Here is a 25,860-nt window from a genome sequence, read left to right as displayed (position 1 = left end):
TTTATTTTTCTTTTCAAAAAAAATAGTTGTACTTTTAGTATAATCTAATTAATAAGAGATTCCCACTATTTACCTATGACCGTAGTATTAATTTTAAACAATTATTCCTATGAGAAAAGCAATCATAGATTATAAAAAGGTGACACCTGAAATTCTTCAGCTTTTACAAGAACGCTATCCTGGCGGCTATAGAGACCGTGATATCGTTATTTTTGACGATCATCGAAACAATACTATTGAAGCCGTTGAAGTTAAAACACCAGACACAATTTACTTAGTAAAAGTTAGCAGTAAGCTACATTATACCATGACGAATATTTCTGACGAATCTGATGATTTGGAAGAAATTATTCCTGATATGAGTGAAGATTTTTCAGAAGAGTAATTTTTACAAATAACGCTCTCTTAGTACGTTCATGTGGTGACGCTCATGACCTGTAATAACGTGCGCAATAGCACGAACAGACATGTTACTTCCACTGGCAACTCCTACTCTGGCAAACATTTCATCTGTAAAACATTGAAACATGGTTATTGTTGCTTGACGAATTGCGTTGTATTCACGCAACATTAGCATACTATTTCGCTCGTTTGCTCCAGAAAAAGGAACATACTCATCTTGTTCGTAACCTGGCAACTCCGTTTTGTCATTTCGCGCAAAACGCAACGCTCTATTGCAAAAAATTCGCTCTGTATCCATGATGTGTTGTAACACTTCTTTTATTGTCCATTTTCCTTCAGCATACGTACTTTGCAGTTGCTCTTCTGTTAAAGACGCCATTAAGTCGTTTACTTCGTCCACACCTTTCACTAAAGATTCTAGTACATTTTCGCCTTTTAAATGTTGAATATATTGCCCATAATATGGGTTGTACTCAGTAGCTTCTGGATATGAGATCATAACGTATTTGCGATTTTTGGTTATCGATTTTTTTAATTTTTCGAGTGTCGAAGATACTATTATTTGATTGAAAATTGAAAGATTCTTATAATTCAATTATCAGAAACTCACTGCTTATACCTGAATACCAAACACTAACTTTTAAACAAATGAATCCATATAGTTCTGGAAATCCGCATGTTAAAAAAAGACAAACCAATCATTGTTGCGGCAATCATTAGAAATATTTGAAAATTATTGTCAAATTGAAATACATACGCCAATATAAAATAGACCGCAATTGCTTGTGCAACCGTTAGCATGTAACTGACATACATAGCTCCATAAAAATAGCCTGGCTCCTTTTCAAACTTATGCCCACAAACTGTACAATTGTCATATATCTTGGGCATTCTCATCTTACAAAGCAATCCATTTTTTTCAAAAATCTTGCCTTTATTACAACTCGGACATGTTCCGTTATAGATATTTCGTATGGCATTTCCCATGTTTTCTATTTTTATACAAAATTAGAAATCAGTTCTTTAAAATAAAGTTTGTATTTTCGCATTAATTAGCACAAAAAGGACATTTATATATAATATGCAATTACTTCCTGTTTATAATATTTCGCAGTTTAAAGAAGAAGATTCTAGCAAACACTTGTACTGCAATCGTTTTAAAGATCATTTGCGAGCACATCCTTTTATTGAGAAACCACATCGACATGATTTTCACCTAGTTGTACTATTCACAAAAGGAACAGGAACACATGTTGTCGATTTTAATACATTTAAAATTGAACCTGGAAGCGTATATGTATTGCAACCTGGACAAATGCATCATTGGAATTTATCAAAAGATATTGATGGATATATTTTATTTCATTCGAAAGAATTTTACAATGTACATTTCAGACATAAGCAAGTGAATGATTATCCGTTTTACTTTTCTAGCTATAATACACCTGAATTACATGTAAACACTAAAGAAATTGAAATTTTAAGTTCTTTTTTTAAATTGATCTTGAAAGAATTTCACTCAAAAGAGTTGTTTCGGGAACATGCAGTTTTGAGTTTACTCGATTTAATATACATTGAATTATCACGTCATTACGTCACATCTACACAGTTGCAAATCAAGCGTTCTCACAGTATTTTACGAAACTTTGAAGTATTCCTTGAACAGTTTTACAAACATGAAAAGAAACCTTCATTTTATGCCGAAAAATTGAATATTACACTAAAACATTTGAATCGGATTTGTAAAGAAACATTACAAAAAACTGCTACAACAGTAATTACAGATAGAATCATTTTAGAAGCAAAACGGTTATTATTAACGCCTGAATTGTCTGTAAACGAAATTGCCAATCGTCTCGGATTTGAAGATTACTCCTATTTTTCACGATTGTTTAAGCAAAAAACGAATCAAACTGCTTCAAGTTTCCGCAGTTCAGTTTTTTAGACTTATTAAGATTGTTAGAAACTACACTTTTTTAAAGTCACAAAGGTCATTTCAAGTGATTTTCGATAGAAAATTGTATCGAGAAGTTTCGCCACGAATTCACGAATACTTATAGTTTTTTTATTAGCGAGTTAAAAACTAACTCTAGCGCTGGGAAATACAAGTAAAACAACAAGCTATTTTAGTAGATTCACAAGTTCTTATTAACTGAATTTAACTTATATCTAAAAAACCATAACCAATTGATTGTCAGCGATAATAAAAAAGGTTTTATCAACTATAATTCACGGAATCGCGGTAAGCTTTATTATTATAAACTAACTTTTTTATTAATATTTGATCATTAGTAACTTTAAAATCAGATGATTCATGGAAAAATTTAAAAAATTTGAATTGACAACTATTACAACAACAAAAATTGTTGGAGGAAACACAAGTGAAGATGTCCCTATTACCACTTTAGGTACTATTACAAATGAAGGTGATGGATAATCAACCTTATTCAACGTAATAAGTTTAACTACTATTAATTAATTTAAAAATCAGAAAATTTATGGAAAAGTTCAGAAAATTTGAATTACAAAATGTGACAACAATAAAAATTGTTGGAGGAAACACTAGTGAAGATGTTCCTATTTCCACTTTAGGCACTATTTCAAATGACGGTGACGGATAATCAAATTGCTTCATTAAATAAACTATAGTAAACAAAAACACTCAAACGAATTGAAATACAATTGGTTTGAGTGTTTTTATATTCTAAAAATTTATAGTATTTAATCTAACAATCCAAACAGCGAAGCGATTTAAACAGCAGCTGCGCTTGTCGAAGTTACGCCGAATTACGACTCGCGTTAATGTTTCCGAATAACGAACGTGTTACCATTTTTTCAAAGGTTTTTAATTCCGCCTCGTTTGTTTCAGGATCTTTTTGCAATTCTTGAATCTTACGTAACGCGTATTGCTGAATTGTCAATAATGGCAATACAATTTTTTCACGTGCGTGAATTGACGCTTTTCCAGCTTGTTGATTTTCCATTAATTCTTCATATCCTGTTAATTTTAACAACATACGTTTTGTGCGTTCGTATTCTTCAAAAATAATCGTCCAAAATTCACCAAATTCCTCATTTTCTTTCATGTAAGCGGTTAACTTAAAGAAAGACTTCGTTAAGCTCATCATACTATTTTCAAGCAATGTTCGGAAGAAAGCTGAATTTTCATATAGATTTATTACTTGATCAAATTCACCATTTTTCTCCATGTGCTCCAATGCCGTTCCAACACCATAAAATCCTGGAACGTTTTGCTTCAACTGACTCCAACTTCCCACAAAAGGAATGGCACGTAAGTCTGAGAAATTGAACTCTTTAGACTTCGAACGTTTGGATGGGCGACTTCCAATATTTGTTTTCGCATAATATTTTAACGTACTCATTCGCTCCAAATATGGTAAAAACATCGGATGTTTTTTAAATGCAACATACGTGTCGTAACTTACCGATGCTAGCTTTTCCATTGTTTCTTTACTTTCTTTCGAAAATTCTGCGGTAGCATCTGAAAATATTTCATTTGAGATTCCCGAACTCAACAATTGCTCTAAGTTGTATTGACACGATTCCAAGGTTCCAAAGTTGGAACTTATTGTTTGTCCTTGCACTGTTAATTGAATTTCTTCATCTTCCACCGTACTTCCTAATGATGCATAGAATTGATGCGTTTTTCCGCCTCCACGCGCTGGTGGTCCGCCTCTACCATCAAAGAAGATAACTTTGATTCCGAATTCGCGAGAAATTGTAGTAAGTTCTTCTTTTGCTTTAAAAATACTCCAATTCGCCATTAAATATCCACCATCTTTTGTTCCGTCAGAAAAACCTAACATGATGTATTGCTTGTTTCCACGACGTTTTAAATGCGCCGCATATGCTTCATTTGTGTACAATGTTCGCATTACAGCTTGTGCCGCTTGCAAATCTGGAACAGTTTCAAACAAAGGAGAAACATCAACAACTGGTTGTTTCCAATCGCATAAACGCAACATTGTAAACGCTTCCATTACATGAACCGCTGATTGATTGTTACTGATTATATACCGATTTGCGCCGCGTTCACCATTACGTTTTTGAATGGTTTTCATAGCATAAATTGACGAAACTGTTGAGTTTGTAATTTCCTCCTCAAAGTATTCAGGTTGAATGACTTCTGAAATTTCCGTGAGCATTTTCACTTTTTCTTCAGCAGTTGCTTTGGCATAATCTTCTGAAAATAAAGCATTTCCTTTCGATTTCATGACATCAACAATGTTTTCAAACACACCTTGATGCACTCTTGAATCTTGACGAATGTCTAACATTGCAAAGTGATAACCAAATAATTTTACTTTATTGATTAAATCATCCATTTCCGTAGCAAATAACGATTGATGTTTTTCAACAATCATCGTTTTTATCGCTTTTAATTCTTCTTCAAACGTAATAAGCGACAGCATTCCTTCTTCTTTTCGCAAATACACATTATCATACAACATACGTTCTAAGTGCGCTAAACGCTTTTCTACGCCGTCAAACGTGAGTCTACGCTTTAGTTTACGAATGTCTCTATAATAGTTTAGTAAAATTGTGCTACGCAAGCGTTCTGCTACTTTTAAAGTAATTTCAGTAGTTACAAACGGATTTCCATCTCTATCGCCACCAGGCCAAAAACCTAAATCGATTACTTGATTGCCAATTTCTTCGTCTTTGAATATGTTTTGCTGTATGTAGTTGTATATTTTGCTTGCCGAATGATAGAAAACGTTTTCTAAGTACCAAATTAGGCTAACTGCTTCATCATAAGGTGTTGGTTTTTCTTTTTTGAAGAATGGTGTTTTTCCAAGTTGCGCCAGTAATTTTTTTATTGCTAACAAATCATTTTTTTCAATAGCTTGTGCTAAATCTGTAATGATCCCCAAAACTTGTCCAGGATAAAATTGTGTTGGATGCGCTGTTAATACGGGACGAATTTTAAAGTGTTTTAAATAGTTTTTGAGTGCTTCTAGCTTTTGCTTCTCCTCTGCTTCTTCTTTGATGTTTCGTAGTGTTCCACGTCCATCCATGTTGTTTACAATTGCAAATGAAGCATCTTCAACAGCATCAAATAATACTACTTGGCGTTCTATGTATTGAATAAAACGAAATAGCAAATCTATTTTTTCGGCTTCTGTTTTATCTTTTTCCACATAACGATCAAAAAACTTTTGTACAATTTCTGACGGATTTTTATCTAAAGCATATTCTTTTTCACAAATCTCACTAAATAACGGCAATAAAACGCCTGTATTTGAGATTCCATCAAAAGGTAATGTCATGAAAATACTATTGTAGATTTGATATTTTGAAGATACATTTTCTTTGAAACGTTCTAATTTTGGCTTGCGAGACATTGTTTTTCGGTATTTTACTGGTGATTTTTTATATAAAAGCTATTCGCTTAAGCGTTTGATTTTCATCAAGATGAGTTCAAGTAATAAAAAAACCCTCACACGAAACATGCAAGGGTTTTATGCTATACGTTCATTTTTCGTTATAAATCATTAAAGATTGAATGCATCAAGCGGTTTTTGTCGTTGATACTTTCTTCCAATGAAATCATTGTTTCCGTACGCGAAACGCCTTCAATATCATCAATCATAAAGATGATATCTTTTGCATGTTTCGTGTTTTTTGCTCGCACTTTACAGAAAATATTGAATTTACCTGTTGTAATGTGCGCAACCGTGATATATGGAATTTCGTGAATTCTATTTAATACAAATTTTGTTTGTGATGTTTTCTCTAAGAAAATACCAACATATGCGATAAACGAATACCCTAGTTTTTGGTAGTCTAATGTTAACGAAGAACCTTTAATAATTCCTGCTTCTTCTAATTTTTTTACACGAACATGAACAGTTCCTGCTGAGATTAAAAGTTTCTTTGCGATGTCTGTAAATGGAATTCTAGTGTTCTCAATCAGCATGTCTAATATCTGATGATCTACTTCATCTAACCTAAATTTTGCCATGATTATCTTATATTATTTTTTAAAGATAATGCAAAAAAAACAAAAAAAATCGAATAATAATGCATAAAATACCAGAAGATATGTTAACTAATTGTCAATTTTATTGAATATTCTTAAAAATTCGTTAACCTCAATTTCTAACGAAAACGATTGAAATATAGAACTCTGAGCGTTTGTGTTCTGAAAATCAATGATTTTATGTCCGAACGATTTTTTTAGCATTTTTTTGTCTTCAATATACGGTTCAAAGTCAATTTTACCTTGATTTAGGATTTCTTTATACATCACACCTACATCAAAAGTTTCGTTTTGGTCCGTTTGTAAGTTTTTTAGAATGATGTCATAATGTTGTTTTTCATTTTCGGGAATTTCGAAATATGCTGCTGTAAATTTTCCTGTAATTTCAGTTGAAGTTATGTATTGAATTGCTTCTATTAGGGCATAAAAGATCAATTCGCGTGTGTTTTCGCGTTGATAATCGTGCGGAAAGTGTCCAGCTTCAAATAATATGGTTGGCGTTCCAAGTGCTTGAAACGTATCGCCAACACAATTTATATTGAAACCATCATCATACCGCCCAATATGGCTTGGAATGAGCTTTTGTAGCATTTCGTTCATTTTTACAATGATTTCCATGCTTTTTTCACGAGTTGGTGTAATAGATCGTTTTTCATCTTCAGACGGCGTTAGAAATGATATGATAGACGATTTATCATGATTTCCCGCACTAAAAATGGTTCGCTGTCCGTGTAAATTGAAGCAATAATCAGGCTGAAACGTGTCATATACACTTCTTAACACTAAACTTTCGGGCTGTGTTTGTGTTTGTGCATCACGATTTAAGTCAATTTCATTAGCATTTACACGCGTATATGCTTCAGATCCATCCGGATTTAACATTGGAATGATACAAATTGTGCATTCATTCAAAATAGTATTTACTATATCGGAAGGTTCATTTAAGAAGTTTAACAAGTCAAAAACAGCCTTTGTTGTCGTCGATTCGTTTCCATGCATTTGTGACCACATCAATATTTTTTTGGAACCATTCCCAATCGTTAGGGAATGGATAGGACGTTGCAAAACAGAAACACCAATTTGTGTTACAGAAAATTTCTTTGGCAATTTTTCCAATAATGGAGAAATATGATTTAGTGTAATATAACGTCCTTGTAAAGATGTTTCAAAATGATTGCGATACCAATTCGCTAAATGATGTGTATACATATATGCGTTGTTACGAGTTACAAATGTAAACACTATTTTATTTACAAATGTAAACAGCTTTTATCAACGTTGTTGTTTAGTAATGTAAACAGTATGCGCATATGTTCCACGCAAAATGGCTACGATTTAATTGATAGACACTTAATATATGTTAACTTATATATTTTCAGATACTTAAATACGTTTACTTAAAGTAATTTATAATCACTCACATTGAATTAACATTGTTTATTTGTTTAAACAGTATAAACTATTTACTTTTGTAAACATATTAATTCGGTAATACTTGTTTACAATGATAAACACAACTGATTTTTCTAAAAGACTCAAAAAAATCATTGATTATTATGGACTTTCGGCTTCTGCTTTTGCAGATAAACTGAGTGTACAGCGTTCGAGTATTTCGCATATTATTTCTGGCAGAAACAAGCCAAGTTTAGAGTTTGTAATGAAAATTTTGACAGCTTTTCCCGAAGTTGAATTGTATTGGTTATTGAATGGAAAAGGAAGTTTTCCTAAAATTATTCAAGAAAAAATTGAGTCAACTTCTCCTCCAATTTCGACATCAAAAATTGAAAAACAAGTCACACAACAATCATTGCCGTTGGAAGAAAAAGTTGTTTCCACAATTCAGTCGAATGGCAAAACAATAGATAAGATTGTTATTTTTTATACAGACGGAACTTTTGACGCATATCAAAAATAACAGGATTCCTTTTTAACCAACTTAAATTTTTAGTTTCTTTGTAGCACTATTCATTTTAAAACTACAATCGGTGAAAAATTTCTTTTTTATCACTTGCCTTGCCCTACTTTTGACTTCTTGCTATTCTGTAGAACGAAATTGTAAAGATTTTCAAACGGGAACTTTTGAGTTTACGTATGAGATTAATGGCGAAACAAAAACGGGAAGGTCTGTCCGTACAGATACATTGAGTATTGACTATTATGATAATAAGATTGATACATTTACCATTCGTTGGGTAAATGAGTGTGAATTTATTGGCAGAAAATTACGTCCGATTGATTTTGTGGATAGCAAACCTATTCAGATGAAAATTATTTCAACTACTGAAAACACGTATTTGTTAGAATATTCACTGTTAGAAGATCAGAAAACTAAAAAACGCGGTACGGTTACAAAAATTAAATAGATATGTTTGAGCTTTTTTCGAATCCAGATGTTTGGGCGGCTATTGTAACGCTGACACTATTAGAAATTGTTCTCGGAATTGATAATATTATTTTTATTTCAATTGCCGCTGGAAAGTTGCCCGATAAGTTACGCAAGCAAGCAACCAATATAGGCTTGGCATTGGCAATGATTATGCGTATTGTGCTCCTATTTGGTATTTCCTTTTTAGTGGCAATGAAAGCTCCTTTTTGGCATATTAATAAGAGTTGGGTTTCTGGCGGAATTAGCTGGCAAGCCTTGATTTTATTTTTTGGAGGAATTTTTCTTTTGTATAAAAGCACCAAGGAAATTCATGAAAAAGTAGTTGACCGTGAGCATGATGAACGGGAAGTAAAAAACCACCGTTCTACCACCTTAACTAAAGCTATTGTTCAGATTACCATGATTAATATTGTCTTTTCCTTTGATTCTATTTTGACCGCAATTGGTATGACAAACGGAATTTCTTCAAATCCAACTGATGCGTTGATTGTTATGATTATTGCTGTAGTAATTTCTGTGATTATTATGATGTTGTTTGCGAATCCTGTTGGGAGTTTTGTCAATAAAAATCCTTCAATTCAAATATTAGGATTGTCATTTTTAATACTTATTGGATTTATGTTGATAGCAGAAGCGGCGCACATTTCACATTTAAAAGTGTTTAATCAGTCTGTTGGCGCTATTCCGAAAGGATATTTATATTTTGCGATTGCCTTCTCATTAATGGTAGAATTTTTGAATTTACGTGCAGCGAGGAAGAAAGGTTAATCGGTTCTTTAGGTTTTAGGGAAGCATATTAATCAAATTGATAAAAAGCATAGCGTAGCTAAAACTATTTATGCTATTATTTTAAAATTTCATCAAGTGCTTCAAAATACGCTGGATAATTTACCAAATCATTATGCATTCCATTTTGAATGGTATAGAGTTTTTTAGTACCACTACCCGACTTTTCATAGAGTGTTTTCCCGTGTTCATAAGGAACAACAGCATCTTCCGTTCCATGAATAAAGTAAGTTGGAATTGAAATTTGTTGAATATTTTGATCGTTTTGAAAAGGATATTTCAACAACCAGTTTAATGGTAAAAACCAAAATCGTTTGCTTGCAATTTCATAAACACTCGTAAATGTAGATTCCAATACCAACCGTTTCGAATTCGTTTTTGTGGCAACATGTGTCGCAAATGCACCACCAAGCGAACGTCCAAAAATTGTAATTTGTTCTTCCGGAAATTTCGTTTTGCAATAGTCATAAAACAGCATTCCGTCTGCTAACATAGCGTCAAAACTACGTTTTCCTGTACTTTTTCCGAATCCACGATAATCCATTAGTACAACATCGTATTGGTATCGTTTGGATAATTCTTCTGCCCATTTTCCCCAATATTCCAACGTTTGTGCATTTCCATGAAAATAGATAAGCACACCTTTTGGTTGTTCTTGTTTGTAATGCAATCCGTTTAAAACGGCGCCATCAGAAGCTTTCAGAAATAATTCACCAAACGGAACAACTGACGTAAACACATGGTTTTGTGGCAACGTTTGACTTCTAAATATAAGTTTTTCTTGAAAATTGAGTAACATAAATAAGATCACTAAATAAAGTGCAATGATACTAATACCTACTGTTTTTAAACGCTTCATTTATTGTTTTTTTCGTCTAAAACTCAAACTTGAGGTTAGCGGATCTATTTCTTTTGGTAATTCTGAATGTAATATTTCTTCTAAAAAACGATGGTATTGTGGAAATGTATGCAAATTGTTGTGTCCGCCATCAATTACAGGATATAAACGTGTCCAAGTTGGGTTGATTTTAGATAATTTCACGCTCGTTTTGAACGGAATTAATTTATCACTTGTACCATGAATTATTTTGATCGGACATTTTACATATTCAATCCAACGATACGTTTTTACAGGAAATCGCAATATTAACGACATTGGCATAATGGGTAAAAACCGTTTTGTAATGTGTTTTACGCTGTAATAAGGCGCATCTAATATGAGCAACCGCGGATTATTGCTAGATGCCAATTTCGTTGCAAAACCTGAACCTAATGATCTTCCATACAACGTAATATACTTCTCGTCTACTTGTTCCTTTAGCCGATCGTACACATATTGCAAATCTTTCTTAATGCCAGCTTCTGTGCGTTTTCCAGTACTTTTTCCATAGCCGCGATAATCTACCATTAATACATCAAAACCATGTCGTGTAAAATCTACCGCAAATTTTCCCCAACCTTTGATGCTTCTTGAGTTTCCTTTTAAGTACAACACAACACCTTTTGGATTTCGAACTTTAAAATGGATTCCATTAATATTTACACCAGGATCAACTTCAATATTGTATTCATCAAAAAGTTGATTTTCGTAATCAAATTTAAAATCACTTGGCAGTTTTTCAGCTTTGAAAATAAAACGTTCTTGCAAAAAGTATAAAATTACATTTGCTAAGATATAAATGAAAATAAAAATTACGATTCCAATTGCCCAATACGACATATATGTAGTGCTATTTTAAAGCTTTAAGATAGGAAAACTTTCCGAGTATCTGATGTTATTAAATTTTTCACAAACAACAAATTACAATGAAAAGGAAATTTCATAAAAATGTGGTAACTTTACTATTCGTCCTAAGATTTTGATTACTGCACATTTTAATTTATTTTTCGAGTAATAAATACCGCATGAAAAGAAAAATTTTACTTTTCGTTTTTACTATAGTTAGTTTTCTTTATTCTTTTTCACAAGGACAAACTAACATTTGGTATTTTGGAGATAATGCTGGCTTGGATTTTAATAGCGGAACTCCTGTTGCTATCACTGACGGACAACTTGAAACATTTGAAGGTTGTGCAACAATTTCCAATGCTGACGGACAATTATTATTTTATACTGATGGAATTACAGTTTGGGATAAAAATCATGACATTATGCCCAATGGGTTTGGATTACAAGGAAATCCATCAAGTTCACAATCTGGAATTATTGTGCCGTTTCCTGATGATACTGACAAGTATTATATTTTTTCCGTAGATCAAAACACTGATGGAGGTGGTTTGTTTTATAGTGTCTTAGATTTAACGCTAAATGCTGGAAATGGAGATATTATTCCAAGTCAGAAAAACATACTATTATTAGCGGCAAGCGCTGAAAAAATAGCCGCTGTAAGTGATGAAAATGATGGATATTGGGTAGTGAGTTATGCTTCGTTTCCAGGTAATATCGAGTTTGATTATGACACGTTTCATGCATACCACATTACAACTGCCGGAATTAACATAAATGCCGTACGATCTACTTATGATGGTTGTGCTACTGCAGACGGTAGAGGTTATTTGAAAATTTCTCCTGACGGAACAAAAATTGCGCTATGCAATCAAAATCAATTACATGTATGTTTGCATAATTTTGACAGTGTTACAGGAATGGTAAGTCCTGAAATTACACAACTAATCACCGAAAATGCACCGTATTGTGCTGAGTTTTCTCCTAGTTCAGAAAAAATGTACGTGTCTTCTGGGCAATACACAGTTACAACCACATATTTACATCAATTTGATTTGACGGCAACAGATATAAATGCTACAAAAGTACAACTACATTCGGCTGTAGAACGTAGAGCTGGATTACAATTGGCCATCGATGGGAAAATTTATTATGCCAGACCTAGCCAAAATTATCTTGGTGTCATAAACAATCCAGAGGCTGACGGAACGGCGGCTGATTATGTAAATGAAGGTGTAAATTTAGGTTCCGGAATTTCCAGACAAGGTTTGCCGCCATTTATACAATCATTATTCTTAGTGAGTATTACTGTTGAAAATACATGTTTTGGTGAAGCTACATCGTTTTTACCTAGTGTAAATATTGAAAATATAACTTCAATTTTATGGGATTTCGGAGATGGAGTAACATCTACGCTCGAAAATCCAACACATACCTACATGACAACAGGAACTTATGAAGTTACGGTTACCGTAAACTCTGGAACGTACTCACAAACCAATACAACAACTGTTGTTATTAGCAATCCACTTATTACCAATACAGTTTCTGATTATGTAGTGTGTGATGATATTTTAAATGATGGTGTTGCGCTTTTCGATTTAACAACCAAAGATGCGGAAGTCAGTGCCGGACAAGCTGTTGGTGATGCATTTACCATTTCGTATTACACAAGTTTTGAAGATGCTGAAACTACAGAAAATGTATTGTCTACAAACTATATGAATACGAGTAATCCAGAAGAAATTTTTGTAAAAATTGCATATACTGATAATCCAAATTGTTTTGCAATTACAAGTTTTGATTTAATTGTGTACGAAAGTCCGACTGCAGAAGTGATTTCGGATATTCATATTTGTGATGAACTAAATGATGCACAAGAATTTATAAACTTAGCATCGTTTTCTAATCAAGTGTTAGGAACGCAAAGTAGTAGCCTTTTTGATGTATTTTATTATGAAAATATAACAGATGCAACCAATGACACCAACAGGTTGTCAACAAATTATTTGCTTGTAAATGCTTCTCAAACAATATATGCCAGAAAACAAAATCGTCAAAATACAGCTTGTTTTACAATAGTAAATTTTATGTTATCATTGGAAACACAATATATTGCAAACGCCGTTAGTGACTTGATTATTTGTGATGATGTTAGCAATGATAACACCGAAGTATTCGATTTAGCTGTACAAAATGAATTCGTAGCAAACGGTCAAACTGGTGGGTTTTCTATTAATTATTATACTTCACAAGCAGATGCAGATACTCGTGTGAATGAAATTGCTACAAGTTTTGCAAATGATACAAATCCGCAAGAAATTTTTGTCCGAATTGAAAATGATATCGAAACCGATTGTTACGATACAACTTCGTTTTTTATTGAAGTTAAAGACGTTCCAAACGTGAATACTAACGAAATTACAGCATATGTATGTACAAATGAAAGTATTGTAATTAGTGCAGATGCAGGATACGATGAGTATAATTGGAATACAGGACAAACGACACAAGATATTACCATTACAGAAGCTGGATTATACACCGTAACAGTTAGTACCAATTACGCTTCCACGCCTGCTGTAAGTTGTAGCAATACACAAACTTTTCGCGTTATAGCGTCAGACGAAGCAATTATAACTGATATTGAGATACAAGATTGGACTTTTAATAACAATCAACTAGAAGTTTTTGTTGAAGGAATTGGCGATTATGAATATTCAATTGATGGTGTAAATTATCAAGATAGCTCTATTTTCAATGATTTACTAGCGGGAAGCATTACAGTATACGTACGAGATAAAAATGGTTGTGGCGTTGTGAGTGAAGAAGTAAACTTATTATTTTACCCAAGTTTTTTCACACCAAATAATGACGGATATAATGATTATTGGCAAATTATTTCATCAGAATATGAACTAGATTTACGCATTCATATTTTTGATCGCTATGGAAAATTGTTAACCATTTTAAAACCTGAATCCACAGGTTGGGACGGAACGTTTCATGGAAAGCAATTGCCTTCATCCGATTATTGGTTTATGGTTGAGAGACCAAGTAATAATCAGACTTACAAAGGACATTTTACATTAAAACGATAAGTAACTTCTTACCAAGAAAAAAAACTATCTAAAAAGTCGTCATTGCGAATGAAATAAAGCAATCTATAAAACTTAAGTTGTTAATTTACAGATTGCTTCTTTCTTTATACAGTTCTTGATTAACAATTATCATCTCTTGAACCCATGTTCGTTGTAGTTTTTATTGCATTCATTGTAACATTTCCTAAGCTTCTAATTGTGTCATTGGTTCCACATTCATTTGGCCTATGTGAAATACATTCCGTACAGGTTCCGCAGTGTGTTAGAGCTGTTTGATTATGCGAAGGAAATTCTTCTGAAGGAAACGTTACTGTTTCTGATCCGCCAACAAGGTTTGATAATCTAGTAAGGTTTGAAATTTTATTTTTCTTCAATAGTAAAGAAGGTATATTTTGTTTTTTCATTGCAATACAGTTTAATGTTTCTAGTGTAAATAAACTAAAAATATGAGTATTTTCAAGGGATTAACATTGATGGTTTATAAACTATCAATCAATTTCTAAATCTTCTCGTAGCTTTTTAAGGTATTGTGAAGGGTAAATTCCTGTTTGCGCTTTAAATGCTTTTGAGAACGTTTCTTGTCGTTTAAATCCAAATTCTTCGGCAATTGCTTTTATGGTATATGAGCGTAGTTTTTCATCATTCTTCAAACGAATTAACGCCGTATTGATTCGTAATTCGGTAATGTATACTTTAAATGTTTTATGTTTATAATTATTGATTACATTGGAAACATAGGAAGTATTAGATGCTAATTTTTCAGCTACAAAAGTCAAACTACAATCTACTGATAAATATTCTTCTTGTTTTTCAAATTCCGCTAACTTTTCTAATAATAATGCTGCTTTTTCGTCTGTAACTTTTTCTGAAACGCTAGAAGTTGCAATCGTTTTATCCTTTTCTTGTTTTTGCGCTTCTTGTTCATTTTCAAGAGCAACTACTTTTTGTAATACTGCTTCTACCCTTTTTTGAATTCGTTTTACTTTTAGTTTGTAAAAAAAGAAAACTCCAATTAATACGATAATTAAAAAACCCGAAATACCATACAACCATTTTTTACGGATCTCTTGCTTTTCATATTCTTTTTCAATTTTTTCCAGTTCATCCTTCATTGAAGGAAGATCATATTTGGTATGAATGTCCGAAACTACCTTTATGCTTTCTTTTTCCTTTTCATCTTGCAATCGGTTATGTTCATTAAGATGAAAATAGAATTTTTTACGCATTCCTACTTCTGAGTAACTCAATGCCAATAAAAAGTGTAGTTGATATTCGTTAGAGTATTTTTTTTGTGATTTTTGGATAATTTCATAGAATTTTTCCAAATTTTCAATCGCTTTTTCATGCTTTCCTTGCGAATGATAATTTTTCCCAATATAATAATACATTGTTCCTAATGACACTGTATCTTTTGTATTTAGTGCATGTTCTTTTATTTCAGTTGCAAGTTTGATACTTTTCTCATATTCATTTTTTTCAAAATGAATGATGGCTTTGTTGATTAGAAAACCATAGTATTGACCCGTATTTTTAGTTTTTGAGCTAATTTGTAATCCCAAATCATTGTAATATGTAGCTTCTTTGATGTAATCATCTTCCACTGCACCTAGTTCTTTCATGCGCAAATACGCATCAGACAGATTGATATATAAAAATCGTTTGTTATGATTTTTTTTCACAGAATCAAGATCCATCTGATCAATTATTTCTAGATTTTCTTTAAATATTGAAATTGACTCTTCATAATCATGATTCAACTTTTTGATAAATCCGATATTAATTGAAGCCGCAGTTTTGCTCAGCTCGTTATTTGCTAGTATTGCATACTCTTTAGATATAATATAAGCGTCTAATGCCTCTAAATATTCGCCCATATCAGTAGCGATAATTCCTTTTAAGTTGTACAAATCGTATAACACATTAGTATCGTTTAGCTGTTTTGCTATTTCTATTGCTTTTGCTAAATCGTCTAACGCTTCTACATTTTTAGATAAATATGATTTTACATCTGCCAAATTATACAACGCATATACAATATTGAATGTATCTTTCTCTTTTTGCGCAACTACATACGCCGCTTTTGAGTATTCTAAGGCCATTTCACGATTAGAATTGAGTGCGCTTTTATATGCTTTTGTCAATTCATCATACGATTTTGTAGTCAAGGAATCCGTTTGCGTTTGAGCAGATACACTAAAAACTGTGCAGAAATAGAATAGTAGAAAAAAAACTTTGAAAAATGGGGAACAGTGGTTCTGTTTTAAATTCAACATGTTTTGATTTTGAAATAAGAGATTAACAATATAAACAATCTTCATACACTTATACGCATGAATTCGGTATATATTGTTACTTAACTAGCGATAATTCCTGTAAACTATTCTAATTCTTTGATTTTTTTTATTGAAGATGTAACTACACTTTAAACAATATAGGTAAAATAATTTCGCTATTGTTATTTCAAGTTTTCTAATATAAAATCAACAGTTTTGTTTGTGTTTTTGTTCTCCTTGTATGAATCTGTAATATGCTTTGGAGATACTGCACAACCATTTTTTGCCAAGGATTCAATATTATCCAAATAGTCTAACGTAATTTTACCACGCAATAGCGTATTCATATCTTTTCCAGATTTGTAATAATCATACACTTTTTTTAATCCTGATAAGTATAAATAATCTTTGGTAAATCCGCCACCACGATGTGCACGAACCGAAATATTAAATGCTGTTTCTTTGTCTAAATCATACGTATTCACAAACTTTCGAAAAGTTGTCGAAAACGAATATCCTTTTGCCAAACTATCAACAGCAATTACACGATACGCCAATTCTTTTAAGCGTTTTACCGTTAAATTATTGCTCATATATTCTGAAAAAACTGCCAAACCTTCTTGCGTTTCTTCATAATTAGGAAATCCGTTGGAGAATATTTTTAGCGGATGCAACAATCCGTTCATGGTAGTTACCATATGTACGCCAATTTCATGATTGGTCAAAACTGCAATTTCATTATCTGAAAAGGTATGATTTTCGTTGATAACCAATGTCTTAATATTATTTAAAACCATCGCAATGGCGCTCATATCTCTGGAAAATTTAATGTGATATGAAAAATCGTATTGTTTTGAGTACGCTCGGAAAAGTGCTGCTGCTTCTTTCGGAGAATATTTAGGCTGAAACTGTGCATCGTTTTCGTCTTCCTCTTCAAAATGTAGAATAAATTTTGCATTTTCCACATCTTGTTCAGTTGGTGTACCAAACGAACGCAGACTATTGTAATAGAATTTTCGTTTTGTGCCAATTGTTTGAATACATTGAATTAATCCTGAATAGGCATAAATAGTATCTTCATACAACTCTCTAGTGTACTCATTTTCAATGTTTTCTATCGGTTGAGAAATGAGTTCTCTATGCAATTGAAAACGATCAAAATCCATAGCTGGATATTTGAATTTTGGATCTGTTAAGTATTTCGATTTGAAGAATTTTTCTTTTTCTTCTTCAATATTTATAGGGTTGACATAACTCAACAACTCTATCTTTTTTACAATATTGTTAATGTTAGTGTCTATTTCAAAAAGCACTTTGCTCGCTACATTAATATCATTCATCCTGAAAAAATCTTCTTATTTGTGTTTTGCGTAAAAAGCAGTTGCATGTTTAGGTAGCATGCGGCGTAACTGTTTTTCAATAGCCGCTACAACTTCGGGGAACATGACTTGATTAATTTCGTCGCAATATATCTTTTTTACTTCGGTTGCCAAAACTAAAGTGTTGCTAAAATGTTGTGTGATGTACTTTAAAAAGTAGCCGTTTCCTTGAAATGTATCGTTTATTTTTGATGTAGAAACGATATCATTTGGCAATTCAATCATGGAAAGCATTCTGCGCCAAGATTCTATAAATTCGCCAAAGCGTTCATTGTCTATATTTCCTGTTCCTAAATTGAATGTTGGCACTTCACGTTCCCAACGTTTCCAATTGTATGAATGCATGTCGTATATAACACAAGCGTTAAATTTTTCTTCAAGTTTCGCTATTAACGCATGTACTACTTTGTAAAAGTTTGCATGTTTGTCCAAACTTTTCTGTTTCATGTCTTCCGAAAGCGGTTTATGCCAAAGTTGTTTTCCCCAAGCGTCTTCATAAATGGCACTTTCTGGCGCTCGATTTAGATCGTATTCAAAACGTGAATCCATTCCAGCAATTATGATTGGATGTGTTTTTACCATTGCTCTCGTAGCCGGATCTTCTTCAAACCAACGTTCATATTCGGTGTGTATGCAATTTTCCCAAAGTTCGCGTCTAAATTGATGTCCGTCGTGTACAGCACCGCAAGCATATGGAACATACGCGTCAATTTTTATCGTAAATGAATAATCTGACGAAACTGCTCTGAACAGTTCTCCATTTTCAATTTTGGTGATAATTTCTTTTATGGTAAGTTTTTTCATGTAACTGGTTACTTTGTGTATGAACGTACATATTATTTCACTCTTCGCAATGTGACAGCTGTTAGATAGTTTTCATCTTCAAAATTGATATCGTACCCGTAATCATATGTTTTTAGAATAGCATCCAAACGATCTTTTTGTGATTTTGCCGCGCCACTTGCTTCTCTATAATTTACTAATGGAGCGAATCCGTATCCTATTAACGATAATCCTACAGCAATTCCTACAATGCTAGCGGTAGAGATCCAGCCAGCTTCAAATAGGTATTGTGTAAAGTAAATGTCAATGATAATTAAAGCAACTCCAATTATTGAGTAAAGTACTAAATGACCAATAACGTCAACTTTACGATCTTTTATTGCTTTGTATTCTTGATTGATTTGGGCAATTTTTTCTTTAGCATTGACATCAAAACTTATTTTAGGGCATTTTTTAATGAAATCGGCTTTTTTTTGGGTAAGTCCACATATATTTCCCGTGGCAAAATCAAATTCTTTGTGTTCACAAAAATTACAATGACTAACGTTTTCCATACTGCTATCCTACTCTAACTATTTATATTTTTTTTCAACATCAAAATCACCTTTATCATTTTTAGTGACTTGAACAACTGCTTTATAGTCTAAATTATCTTTTTTTAATAAGGTTTGCAAATTTTTACGAGTTTCTTCGGCTTCATTCTGCTCTTTTTTAAAACGTTGCACAGGTCGTAACGCTACAGCTAAAAATACACCACCAACAAATATTAAAAATGGAATTACGGGATATTCAGTCCATTCTGCATACTGTATATAAATTCCAATTAAAATGATAAAAAGCCCTATAGAACCTATGATTGCTGCATCTTTTAAGATTCCTTTGCGAACAATTTTTAGTTTTTCTAAGGTAATATGCGTTTCTAAAAGTTGTTCTTGTAACTGATTTTGATCAAGATGTGTTTCTGTTTGATTCAATTCTTCCATGACGATTTAGTTGTACAAACTTCCCCATTCTGTCCACGAACCATCATAAACCGAATAGTTTTTATATCCTACGTAATCAGCGGCTAATGCCAGAATACACGCCGTAATTCCTGATCCGCATGAAAATACAAGTTCCGTTTCATCTGTTTGTAATGCCTCAAAAATAGCTTTGATTTCTGACTTCGATTTTAATTGCTTGTTGTGTAATAGTGCTGCATACGGAAGATTTTTTGAGGTTGGAATTTGCCCGCTACGCAAGCCTTTTCTTGGCTCTGGAACTTTTCCCGTGAACCGATCTGAAGAACGCGCATCTAAAATTAAGCTTGACTTGTTTTGAATTTCTTGTAACATTTGAGTGTAATTCCTAAACAAATTTGTGCGATATTGAGCTTGAAAATCACCTTGTTTCCCTTGAAAAAGTACTTTTTCTTCACAATTATATTTTTTTGCTTTCCATGCTGGAAATCCACCATCTAACACCGCAATATTGTCAAATCCTATCGATGTAAACATATACCAAACTCTTGCAGATGAATAGATGCCTAATTCATCATATACAACAATTGCACTATCTTCATTAATGCCTAAATCTTGTGATTTTAGTATAAATTCTGGCAGATTAATCATTGTATTTGGAAAAGGAGCGTTTGGTTGACTAAATACATTTTTTATGTCAAAAAAACGTGCGTTGGGAATTTGTTGTGTTTCCTTGGGTTTGTCTGCATCAACCACTCTTGGAATGGTTCCGTTTAAAATAACAAGATTGGTTGCATTGAGCTTTTCTTGCAACCAATCTACTGTAACTATTGGGTTTGTTATTATTATTTTTTTACTATTCATGCATCATCAACGGTTTTACGTAAACGTACGCGTCTGTCAAATGCCTGTAGCTTATCCGTAACTTTACTTTCTACAAAATCAATTACTTTTTCTTGTAATTTAGCTTTGTATACTTTGTTTATATATGTAATTCCGCCTGGCGACATTACATTTACCTCAACTAATTTTCCACCAATAACATCAATTCCAACAAAATACAATCCGTCATTTACTAATTTTGGCCCTATTTGTTTACACAATGCTTTTTCTTCTTTAGTTAATGTATGTTTTGCGATACTTCCGCCAGCACTTACATTAGATCTGTGATCGTCGCTTCCAGGAATACGTCGCATTGCACCAATAGGTTCTCCATTTAGTAGCAAAATACGAACGTCGCCTTGATCTGCGCCTTCTATATAATCTTGAAGAATTACATAGTTTGATGAGCCATCACTACTTGTAATGTAGAAATCTAATAGTGATTTGATGTTATTCATGGCTGATTTCTCAATGAGAATAACTCCAGAACCTCCAAAACCATTCAACGGTTTTAGAATCATTTTATCAGATTTTGATTCTTTAATTTGTTCAACTAAGTAGTCTTTATTTTTAGATACATGCGTATTTGGAATGATGTTACTATGCGCATCTCCGAAAGCCGCTGTATATAGTTTATTGTTTGCTTCACGCATTCCTTGTAATGAATTTACAATGAAAACATCATCTTTAACAGAATCTAAGAAGTTCAGCATTATAGGATCTAATGGTGGATTTGCACGCATGAATATGACATCAAAACCAGCTAATGGAAGCATTTCTTCTCGTAAGGTGGCTTTCATGTAGAATGATTTTAATGTACTTGGTGTTTTTTCCATTCTTCCAATTACCGTACAAAAAGCATTGGTAACACTATCACGTATTGTTAAGTTAGAAGGTGTACACATAGCGACTCCATGTCCTCTTTTTACACATTCTTTTATTAAAGCAAGACTTGTATCATTTTCTGGGTCTATATCTTCCCAAGGATACATTAAAAAGCAGATATTCATGAAGGTATATTTTGGTGGTTATTTCTGTTTAAATTTATGTAAAAAAGTTGGTTTTTTGAAATTATTTTACGGCTTCGTAATTATCATCCCAGTTTTTTGGTTTTGGATCGTTCAATTTGCCAACAGATTTAGCCACAACCATTGAAACGGTTGCATCACCAGTAACATTTACAACTGTTCTACACATGTCTAAAGGTCTGTCTACAGCAAATATTAAGGCCAATCCAGCTTCTGGAATTCCAGCATAGCCTAATACACCTACTAACATTACCATTCCTGCTCCAGGAACAGCCGCACTTCCTATAGAAGCTAATGTTGCTGTTGCAATGATTCCTAACTGTGTTGCAAAATCTAATTCCATACCAAAAGCTTGTGCAATAAATACTGCCGCAACTGCTTGGTATAAACTTGTTCCGTCCATATTAATGGTTGCTCCAATTGGCAATACAAAGCTTGATACTTCTTCTTCTACTCCTAAATGTTCCGTAACACGTTCCATTGTAACGGGTAATGTTGCAGCACTTGAACTTGTAGAAAAAGCAAGTAATTGTGCAGGAGAAATTCCGTTAAGGAAGAATTTTGGTGTTTTTTTAGTAACTATAAATACGATTGCTATATAAACACTAATCATAAATACCAAACCTGCAACAACGGTAAGTGCATACATACCTAATGCTTGGAATAAATCTAAGCTTGGTGATTCTACAATAATTGCCGCTAACAAAGCAAATACACCGTAAGGAGCTGCAAGCATTATTAAATCGACCATTTTGAGTATGACTTCATTGAAACCATCAAAAAAGCTCTTCACCGTTTTTCCTTTTTCTTCTGGAATTAATATCAAACCAATTCCAAAAAAGATTGCAAAGAATATAATTTGAAGCATGTTTCTATTGCTTGTAGCCGCCATAAAAATATTGTCAGGCACTAAATCTTCCAATGCCTGCAATGGTCCAGCGTCTTTTTGAGATTTTGCAGTTTCTTGATACTTTGTCGTGTCGCCACTATAATTTTCAATCATTTCTGTACGCGTTTCTTGTGAAATCGCTTTTCCAGGATTGACAACATTTACAAGCATTAAACCAATAGTTACCGCAATAACAGTCGTAGCGATATAAATAACAATGGTTCTTCCTCCCATTTTTGAGAGTTTAGAAATATCTTTCAAATCAGAAACTCCTTTTATCAATGCCGCAAGAATTAAAGGAATGGCGATCATTTTAAGGCATTTGATAAATATTTTCCCGAAAGGTTTTATCCAATCTTGAACAATCTCTTTTCCGCCTTCAAAAGTAGTCATCAATAATCCAAAAAGAATTCCGATAACCATTCCTAAAATAATTTGCCAGTGTAATGCTAATTTTTTCATATAATGTTAAGTGTTTCGTTTGTGAAACGTTGGTTTGTTATGATTTTGAAGCAAATATATTTGCTATTGGTTTCCTTAAAAATATAATAATTATTCCAACTAAGAGGTATAATAGATTGCTATATAGGTTTTGTTTTAGTAATTGAGGATCTTTAAACTCAAAGCTGTTCGTGTTTACGTTACTTTTTAGTAAAATATAACCATCATATAACATGAAAGGAATTGTTATGAATAGCATGTATACACCCATAATTGCAATTGCAATTTCGGTTATATAATTGCTTTCTACTTTAGAAAAATCGAAACGTGTTACTTCAAATCCTTTGTCTAATCGTAAAAAACTAACAATCTTGTCTGCAAATGAGAGCATGAAGTAAATAATTGCAAAAAAGAGTAAAATAATACCGATTGAACTTAATAAGAATGTATCATCTTTTTCTTGTCCATTAAAATATATAATACTTACTATTATTGGAATGATTCCTTCAATGAAAATGTATATCGCGAATATTTTAATAACAGCTACGAAAAAATTTTTTACACTCATAGTTTGATGGTTCTGTTGATTAAATAATAATCTGCCAAAACCAACGCTGCCATTGCCTCCACAATAGGAACTGCTCTTGGCACTACACATGGATCGTGACGACCTTTTCCTGTCATTTCAACTACTTCACCGTCTTTGTTGATGGTTTGTTGCTTCTGCATAATAGTTGCCACAGGTTTGAAAGCTACGCTAAAATAAATGTCCATTCCGTTGCTAATTCCACCTTGAATTCCACCAGAAAGATTCGTTTTAGTACTTCCGTCTGCGTTAAAAATATCATTGTGTTGACTTCCTTTCATTTTTGAACCTTCAAATCCGCTTCCATATTCAAACCCTTTTACCGCATTGATGGACAACATGGCTTTTCCGAGTTCGGCGTGTAGTTTATCAAACACAGGTTCGCCCAATCCGACAGGAACATTTTGCAAAACGCAGGTAATTGTTCCGCCAATAGTATCACCTTCTTTACGAATTTCTCTGATTCGTTCTTCCATTTCTGCCGCTTTTGCAGGATCGGGACAACGTACAGGATTACTTTCTGTTAGATTGAAATCTAATTCTTGATATGGTTTATCTAAAGAAATTTCTCCAACGGAAGAAACAAATGCGTTTATTTTTATGTTTGAAAGCATTTGTTTGGCAATCGCGCCAGCTACAACTCTGGAAGCTGTTTCACGTGCCGAACTTCTTCCGCCTCCACGATAATCACGATGACCGTATTTTTGATCATATACATAATCTGCATGTGACGGACGATACGTTTCTTTAATATGTGAATAATCGTGTGATTTCTGATTGGTGTTGTGAATAGCAAATCCAATAGGAACTCCTGTTGTTTTTCCTTCAAAGATTCCTGAATAAAAAACGACTGCATCAGGTTCTTTACGTTGTGTTACAATAGCTGATTGCCCAGGTTTTCTACGATTCATTTCTTCCTGAATCATGTCCATATCTAATGCTATTCCAGCTGGACAGCCATCAATAATTCCACCAATTGCGGGTCCGTGCGATTCTCCAAAAGTGGTTAATTTGAATAGTGTTCCAAAGGTATTTCCTGCCATAGTATTTTTTTATCAAATGTAAATTTAATCTAACAGATTCAAAAACCCAACTAATGGTTAAAATTAACTTAACATTTCAGTAGATTCCTTTATATATTGTTAACATTCAAACAACTAACCTTAACGATATTTTTTCATGCAATCATAGTCTTTGTTATTTATTTGCGATGTGAAAAAAGATTTCTTGAAAAAGCGAAAAATAGACCTTGTGGTTATCTCCGATGTTCATTTAGGAACATATGGCTGTCATGCTAATGAATTGCTTTCATATTTAAATAGTATCGATCCGAAAAAAATAATTTTAAATGGTGATATTATTGATATTTGGCAGTTTCGCAAGCGTTATTTTCCAAAATCACATTTACAAGTCATTAAAAAACTAATCGACTTTTCTGCCAAAGGTGTTGAGGTCGTTTATATTACAGGAAATCATGACGAGTCGTTACGACGATTTTCAGATACCAAATTGGGTAATTTTTCTTTGGTTGATAAACTCGTATTGGAACTCAACGGAAAGAAAGCTTGGTTTTTTCACGGGGATGTGTTTGATGCTTCCATTCAAAATGCCAAATGGATTGCCAAACTTGGAAGTTGGGGTTATGATATGTTAATCCGTCTAAACCGTTATATCAATTGGTTTTTATTAAAAATTGGTCGTGAAAAATATTCACTTTCTAAGCGTATTAAAAATAGCGTAAAAAAAGCTGTTAAATATATTAATGATTTTGAAAAAGTTGCCGCAGATTTAGCCATTGACAATGAATATGGATATGTAATTTGTGGACATATTCACCAACCGCAAATGGAGAAGAAAACCAATAGAAAAGGTTCATGTATCTATCTAAATTCGGGAGATTGGGTTGAAAATTTAACCGCTTTGGAATATCATAAAAACCGTTGGAAACTCTACCGTCATACTGAAGATCGCTTGACTGCTTTTTATGCCGATGAAGAATTGAAATCTATGGATTATAAGGATTTATTAGCAGCTATTACGATTGTACAACCTCCGAAGAAGTAGTTGGGTTTGCACTTCGACTCCGCTCAGTGTGTGGGTTGTGGGTTGTGGGTTGTGAAAAATATTTTTCATTTAAAACACCAAACGTCTTTTCGAGTGGTTTTTCGCAATGAAATGAAGAAAAATTGTATTGAGAAATCCTTTTCAATTCAACATTCATTATTCGAAAAAATA

Annotated in this window: 27 protein-coding genes; 9 read left to right on the top strand and 18 right to left on the bottom strand. The window is 33.0% G+C overall.

Translation table 11 applies throughout. From position 1 onward, the window contains the following. Positions 1 to 109 precede the first annotated feature (109 nt). On the top strand, positions 110 to 385 hold the full coding sequence (locus ACQ654_RS00420) for a hypothetical protein (RefSeq protein WP_430408329.1): 276 nt from the start codon (positions 110 to 112) through the stop codon (positions 383 to 385). 3 nt (positions 386 to 388) lie between these two features. Here the strand turns inward: ACQ654_RS00420 and ACQ654_RS00415 are convergent, their stop codons facing one another. Together ACQ654_RS00415 and ACQ654_RS00410 are read right to left on the bottom strand one after the other, a co-directional pair. Then, positions 389 to 901 carry a DinB family protein gene (locus ACQ654_RS00415; RefSeq protein WP_430408328.1) on the bottom strand — a complete coding sequence of 171 codons (513 nt, stop codon included), beginning with the start codon at positions 899 to 901 and terminating at the stop codon, positions 389 to 391. Between the two features lie 134 nt (positions 902 to 1,035). Further along, on the bottom strand, positions 1,036 to 1,389 hold the full coding sequence (locus tag ACQ654_RS00410; protein ID WP_430408327.1) for a DUF983 domain-containing protein: 354 nt from the start codon (positions 1,387 to 1,389) through the stop codon (positions 1,036 to 1,038). Between the two features lie 94 nt (positions 1,390 to 1,483). Between ACQ654_RS00410 and ACQ654_RS00405 the strand changes: the two genes are divergently transcribed. From ACQ654_RS00405 to ACQ654_RS00395, 3 genes are all read left to right on the top strand, one after another. Further along, a complete protein-coding gene (locus ACQ654_RS00405; RefSeq protein ID WP_430408326.1) occupies positions 1,484 to 2,347 on the top strand; it encodes an AraC family transcriptional regulator in 864 nt (287 codons plus the stop codon). A 369-nt stretch (positions 2,348 to 2,716) separates the two neighbouring features. Beyond that, positions 2,717 to 2,839, top strand: coding sequence for a hypothetical protein (locus tag ACQ654_RS00400; RefSeq protein WP_430408325.1), 123 nt, complete (start codon positions 2,717 to 2,719; stop codon positions 2,837 to 2,839). A 61-nt stretch (positions 2,840 to 2,900) separates the two neighbouring features. Further along, the gene (locus ACQ654_RS00395) at positions 2,901 to 3,023 is read left to right on the top strand and encodes a hypothetical protein (RefSeq protein WP_430408324.1); all 123 of its coding nucleotides are present in this window, start codon (positions 2,901 to 2,903) and stop codon (positions 3,021 to 3,023) included. Positions 3,024 to 3,179: 156 nt separating this feature from the next. Here the strand turns inward: ACQ654_RS00395 and ACQ654_RS00390 are convergent, their stop codons facing one another. The 3 genes from ACQ654_RS00390 to ACQ654_RS00380 all read right to left on the bottom strand — a co-directional run bounded on the left by ACQ654_RS00390 (position 3,180) and on the right by ACQ654_RS00380 (position 7,615). After that, positions 3,180 to 5,768 (bottom strand): phosphoenolpyruvate carboxylase, encoded by a 2,589-nt coding sequence (locus tag ACQ654_RS00390; protein WP_430408323.1) that lies wholly within the window; start codon positions 5,766 to 5,768, stop codon positions 3,180 to 3,182. Between the two features lie 140 nt (positions 5,769 to 5,908). Next, the gene (locus ACQ654_RS00385) at positions 5,909 to 6,388 is read right to left on the bottom strand and encodes an Lrp/AsnC family transcriptional regulator (RefSeq protein ID WP_007093644.1); all 480 of its coding nucleotides are present in this window, start codon (positions 6,386 to 6,388) and stop codon (positions 5,909 to 5,911) included. 87 nt (positions 6,389 to 6,475) lie between these two features. After that, positions 6,476 to 7,615 carry a M14 family metallopeptidase gene (locus ACQ654_RS00380; protein ID WP_430408322.1) on the bottom strand — a complete coding sequence of 380 codons (1,140 nt, stop codon included), beginning with the start codon at positions 7,613 to 7,615 and terminating at the stop codon, positions 6,476 to 6,478. Between the two features lie 295 nt (positions 7,616 to 7,910). Between ACQ654_RS00380 and ACQ654_RS00375 the strand changes: the two genes are divergently transcribed. The 3 genes from ACQ654_RS00375 to ACQ654_RS00365 all read left to right on the top strand — a co-directional run bounded on the left by ACQ654_RS00375 (position 7,911) and on the right by ACQ654_RS00365 (position 9,560). Beyond that, entirely contained in the window at positions 7,911 to 8,321 is a 411-nt protein-coding gene (locus ACQ654_RS00375) for a helix-turn-helix domain-containing protein (protein WP_430408321.1), read from the top strand. Positions 8,322 to 8,391: 70 nt separating this feature from the next. Next, entirely contained in the window at positions 8,392 to 8,769 is a 378-nt protein-coding gene (locus ACQ654_RS00370; protein ID WP_430408320.1) for a hypothetical protein, read from the top strand. A gap of 2 nt (positions 8,770 to 8,771) precedes the next feature. Then, on the top strand, positions 8,772 to 9,560 hold the full coding sequence (locus ACQ654_RS00365) for a TerC family protein (RefSeq protein ID WP_430408319.1): 789 nt from the start codon (positions 8,772 to 8,774) through the stop codon (positions 9,558 to 9,560). Between the two features lie 76 nt (positions 9,561 to 9,636). Here ACQ654_RS00365 and ACQ654_RS00360 read toward each other — a convergent pair whose 3' ends face one another. Beyond that, on the bottom strand, positions 9,637 to 10,437 hold the full coding sequence (locus tag ACQ654_RS00360; protein ID WP_430408318.1) for an alpha/beta hydrolase: 801 nt from the start codon (positions 10,435 to 10,437) through the stop codon (positions 9,637 to 9,639). Further along, a complete protein-coding gene (locus tag ACQ654_RS00355; protein ID WP_430408317.1) occupies positions 10,438 to 11,298 on the bottom strand; it encodes an alpha/beta hydrolase in 861 nt (286 codons plus the stop codon). A gap of 185 nt (positions 11,299 to 11,483) precedes the next feature. On the opposite strand from ACQ654_RS00355, the gene ACQ654_RS00350 reads away from it, so the two are divergent. Then, the gene (locus ACQ654_RS00350) at positions 11,484 to 14,405 is read left to right on the top strand and encodes a T9SS type B sorting domain-containing protein (protein ID WP_430408316.1); all 2,922 of its coding nucleotides are present in this window, start codon (positions 11,484 to 11,486) and stop codon (positions 14,403 to 14,405) included. A gap of 119 nt (positions 14,406 to 14,524) precedes the next feature. On the opposite strand, the gene ACQ654_RS00345 is transcribed toward ACQ654_RS00350, so the two are convergent. From ACQ654_RS00345 to aroC, 11 genes are all read right to left on the bottom strand, one after another. Then, positions 14,525 to 14,809, bottom strand: a complete 285-nt coding sequence (locus tag ACQ654_RS00345; RefSeq protein WP_430408315.1) for a hypothetical protein — start codon at positions 14,807 to 14,809, stop codon at positions 14,525 to 14,527. A gap of 84 nt (positions 14,810 to 14,893) precedes the next feature. Continuing rightward, positions 14,894 to 16,570, bottom strand: a complete 1,677-nt coding sequence (locus ACQ654_RS00340; protein WP_430408314.1) for a helix-turn-helix domain-containing protein — start codon at positions 16,568 to 16,570, stop codon at positions 14,894 to 14,896. Positions 16,571 to 16,860: 290 nt separating this feature from the next. Next, the gene (locus tag ACQ654_RS00335) at positions 16,861 to 18,018 is read right to left on the bottom strand and encodes a flavohemoglobin expression-modulating QEGLA motif protein (protein WP_430408313.1); all 1,158 of its coding nucleotides are present in this window, start codon (positions 18,016 to 18,018) and stop codon (positions 16,861 to 16,863) included. A gap of 15 nt (positions 18,019 to 18,033) precedes the next feature. Continuing rightward, a complete protein-coding gene (locus ACQ654_RS00330) occupies positions 18,034 to 18,861 on the bottom strand; it encodes an N-formylglutamate amidohydrolase (protein WP_430408312.1) in 828 nt (275 codons plus the stop codon). A gap of 32 nt (positions 18,862 to 18,893) precedes the next feature. Beyond that, a complete protein-coding gene (locus ACQ654_RS00325) occupies positions 18,894 to 19,394 on the bottom strand; it encodes a hypothetical protein (protein ID WP_430408311.1) in 501 nt (166 codons plus the stop codon). An 18-nt stretch (positions 19,395 to 19,412) separates the two neighbouring features. Next, complete coding sequence (locus ACQ654_RS00320; protein ID WP_430408310.1) at positions 19,413 to 19,823, bottom strand: hypothetical protein; 411 nt, start codon at positions 19,821 to 19,823, stop codon at positions 19,413 to 19,415. A 6-nt stretch (positions 19,824 to 19,829) separates the two neighbouring features. Beyond that, on the bottom strand, positions 19,830 to 20,663 hold the full coding sequence (locus ACQ654_RS00315; protein ID WP_430408309.1) for a sulfurtransferase: 834 nt from the start codon (positions 20,661 to 20,663) through the stop codon (positions 19,830 to 19,832). Next, positions 20,660 to 21,691, bottom strand: coding sequence for a glutathione synthase (gshB, locus tag ACQ654_RS00310; RefSeq protein WP_430408308.1), 1,032 nt, complete (start codon positions 21,689 to 21,691; stop codon positions 20,660 to 20,662). The genes ACQ654_RS00315 and gshB overlap by 4 nt, the downstream gene beginning before the upstream one ends. A 61-nt stretch (positions 21,692 to 21,752) precedes the next feature. Continuing rightward, on the bottom strand, positions 21,753 to 23,060 hold the full coding sequence (locus ACQ654_RS00305) for a dicarboxylate/amino acid:cation symporter (RefSeq protein WP_430408307.1): 1,308 nt from the start codon (positions 23,058 to 23,060) through the stop codon (positions 21,753 to 21,755). A 37-nt stretch (positions 23,061 to 23,097) separates the two neighbouring features. Next, on the bottom strand, positions 23,098 to 23,607 hold the full coding sequence (locus ACQ654_RS00300; RefSeq protein ID WP_430408306.1) for a hypothetical protein: 510 nt from the start codon (positions 23,605 to 23,607) through the stop codon (positions 23,098 to 23,100). Then, positions 23,604 to 24,668, bottom strand: coding sequence for a chorismate synthase (gene aroC / locus ACQ654_RS00295; RefSeq protein WP_430408305.1), 1,065 nt, complete (start codon positions 24,666 to 24,668; stop codon positions 23,604 to 23,606). The genes ACQ654_RS00300 and aroC overlap by 4 nt, the downstream gene beginning before the upstream one ends. Positions 24,669 to 24,852: 184 nt before the next feature. On the opposite strand from aroC, the gene ACQ654_RS00290 reads away from it, so the two are divergent. After that, positions 24,853 to 25,689, top strand: a complete 837-nt coding sequence (locus tag ACQ654_RS00290; RefSeq protein ID WP_430408304.1) for a UDP-2,3-diacylglucosamine diphosphatase — start codon at positions 24,853 to 24,855, stop codon at positions 25,687 to 25,689. The last annotated feature ends 171 nt before the right edge of the window (positions 25,690 to 25,860 follow it).

This window comes from Kordia sp., assembly GCF_965283645.1.
GTDB lineage: Bacteria > Bacteroidota > Bacteroidia > Flavobacteriales > Flavobacteriaceae > Kordia.
Note: the sequence above shows the minus strand (reverse complement) of the source record. Positions and strands in the feature narration are given on the sequence as shown.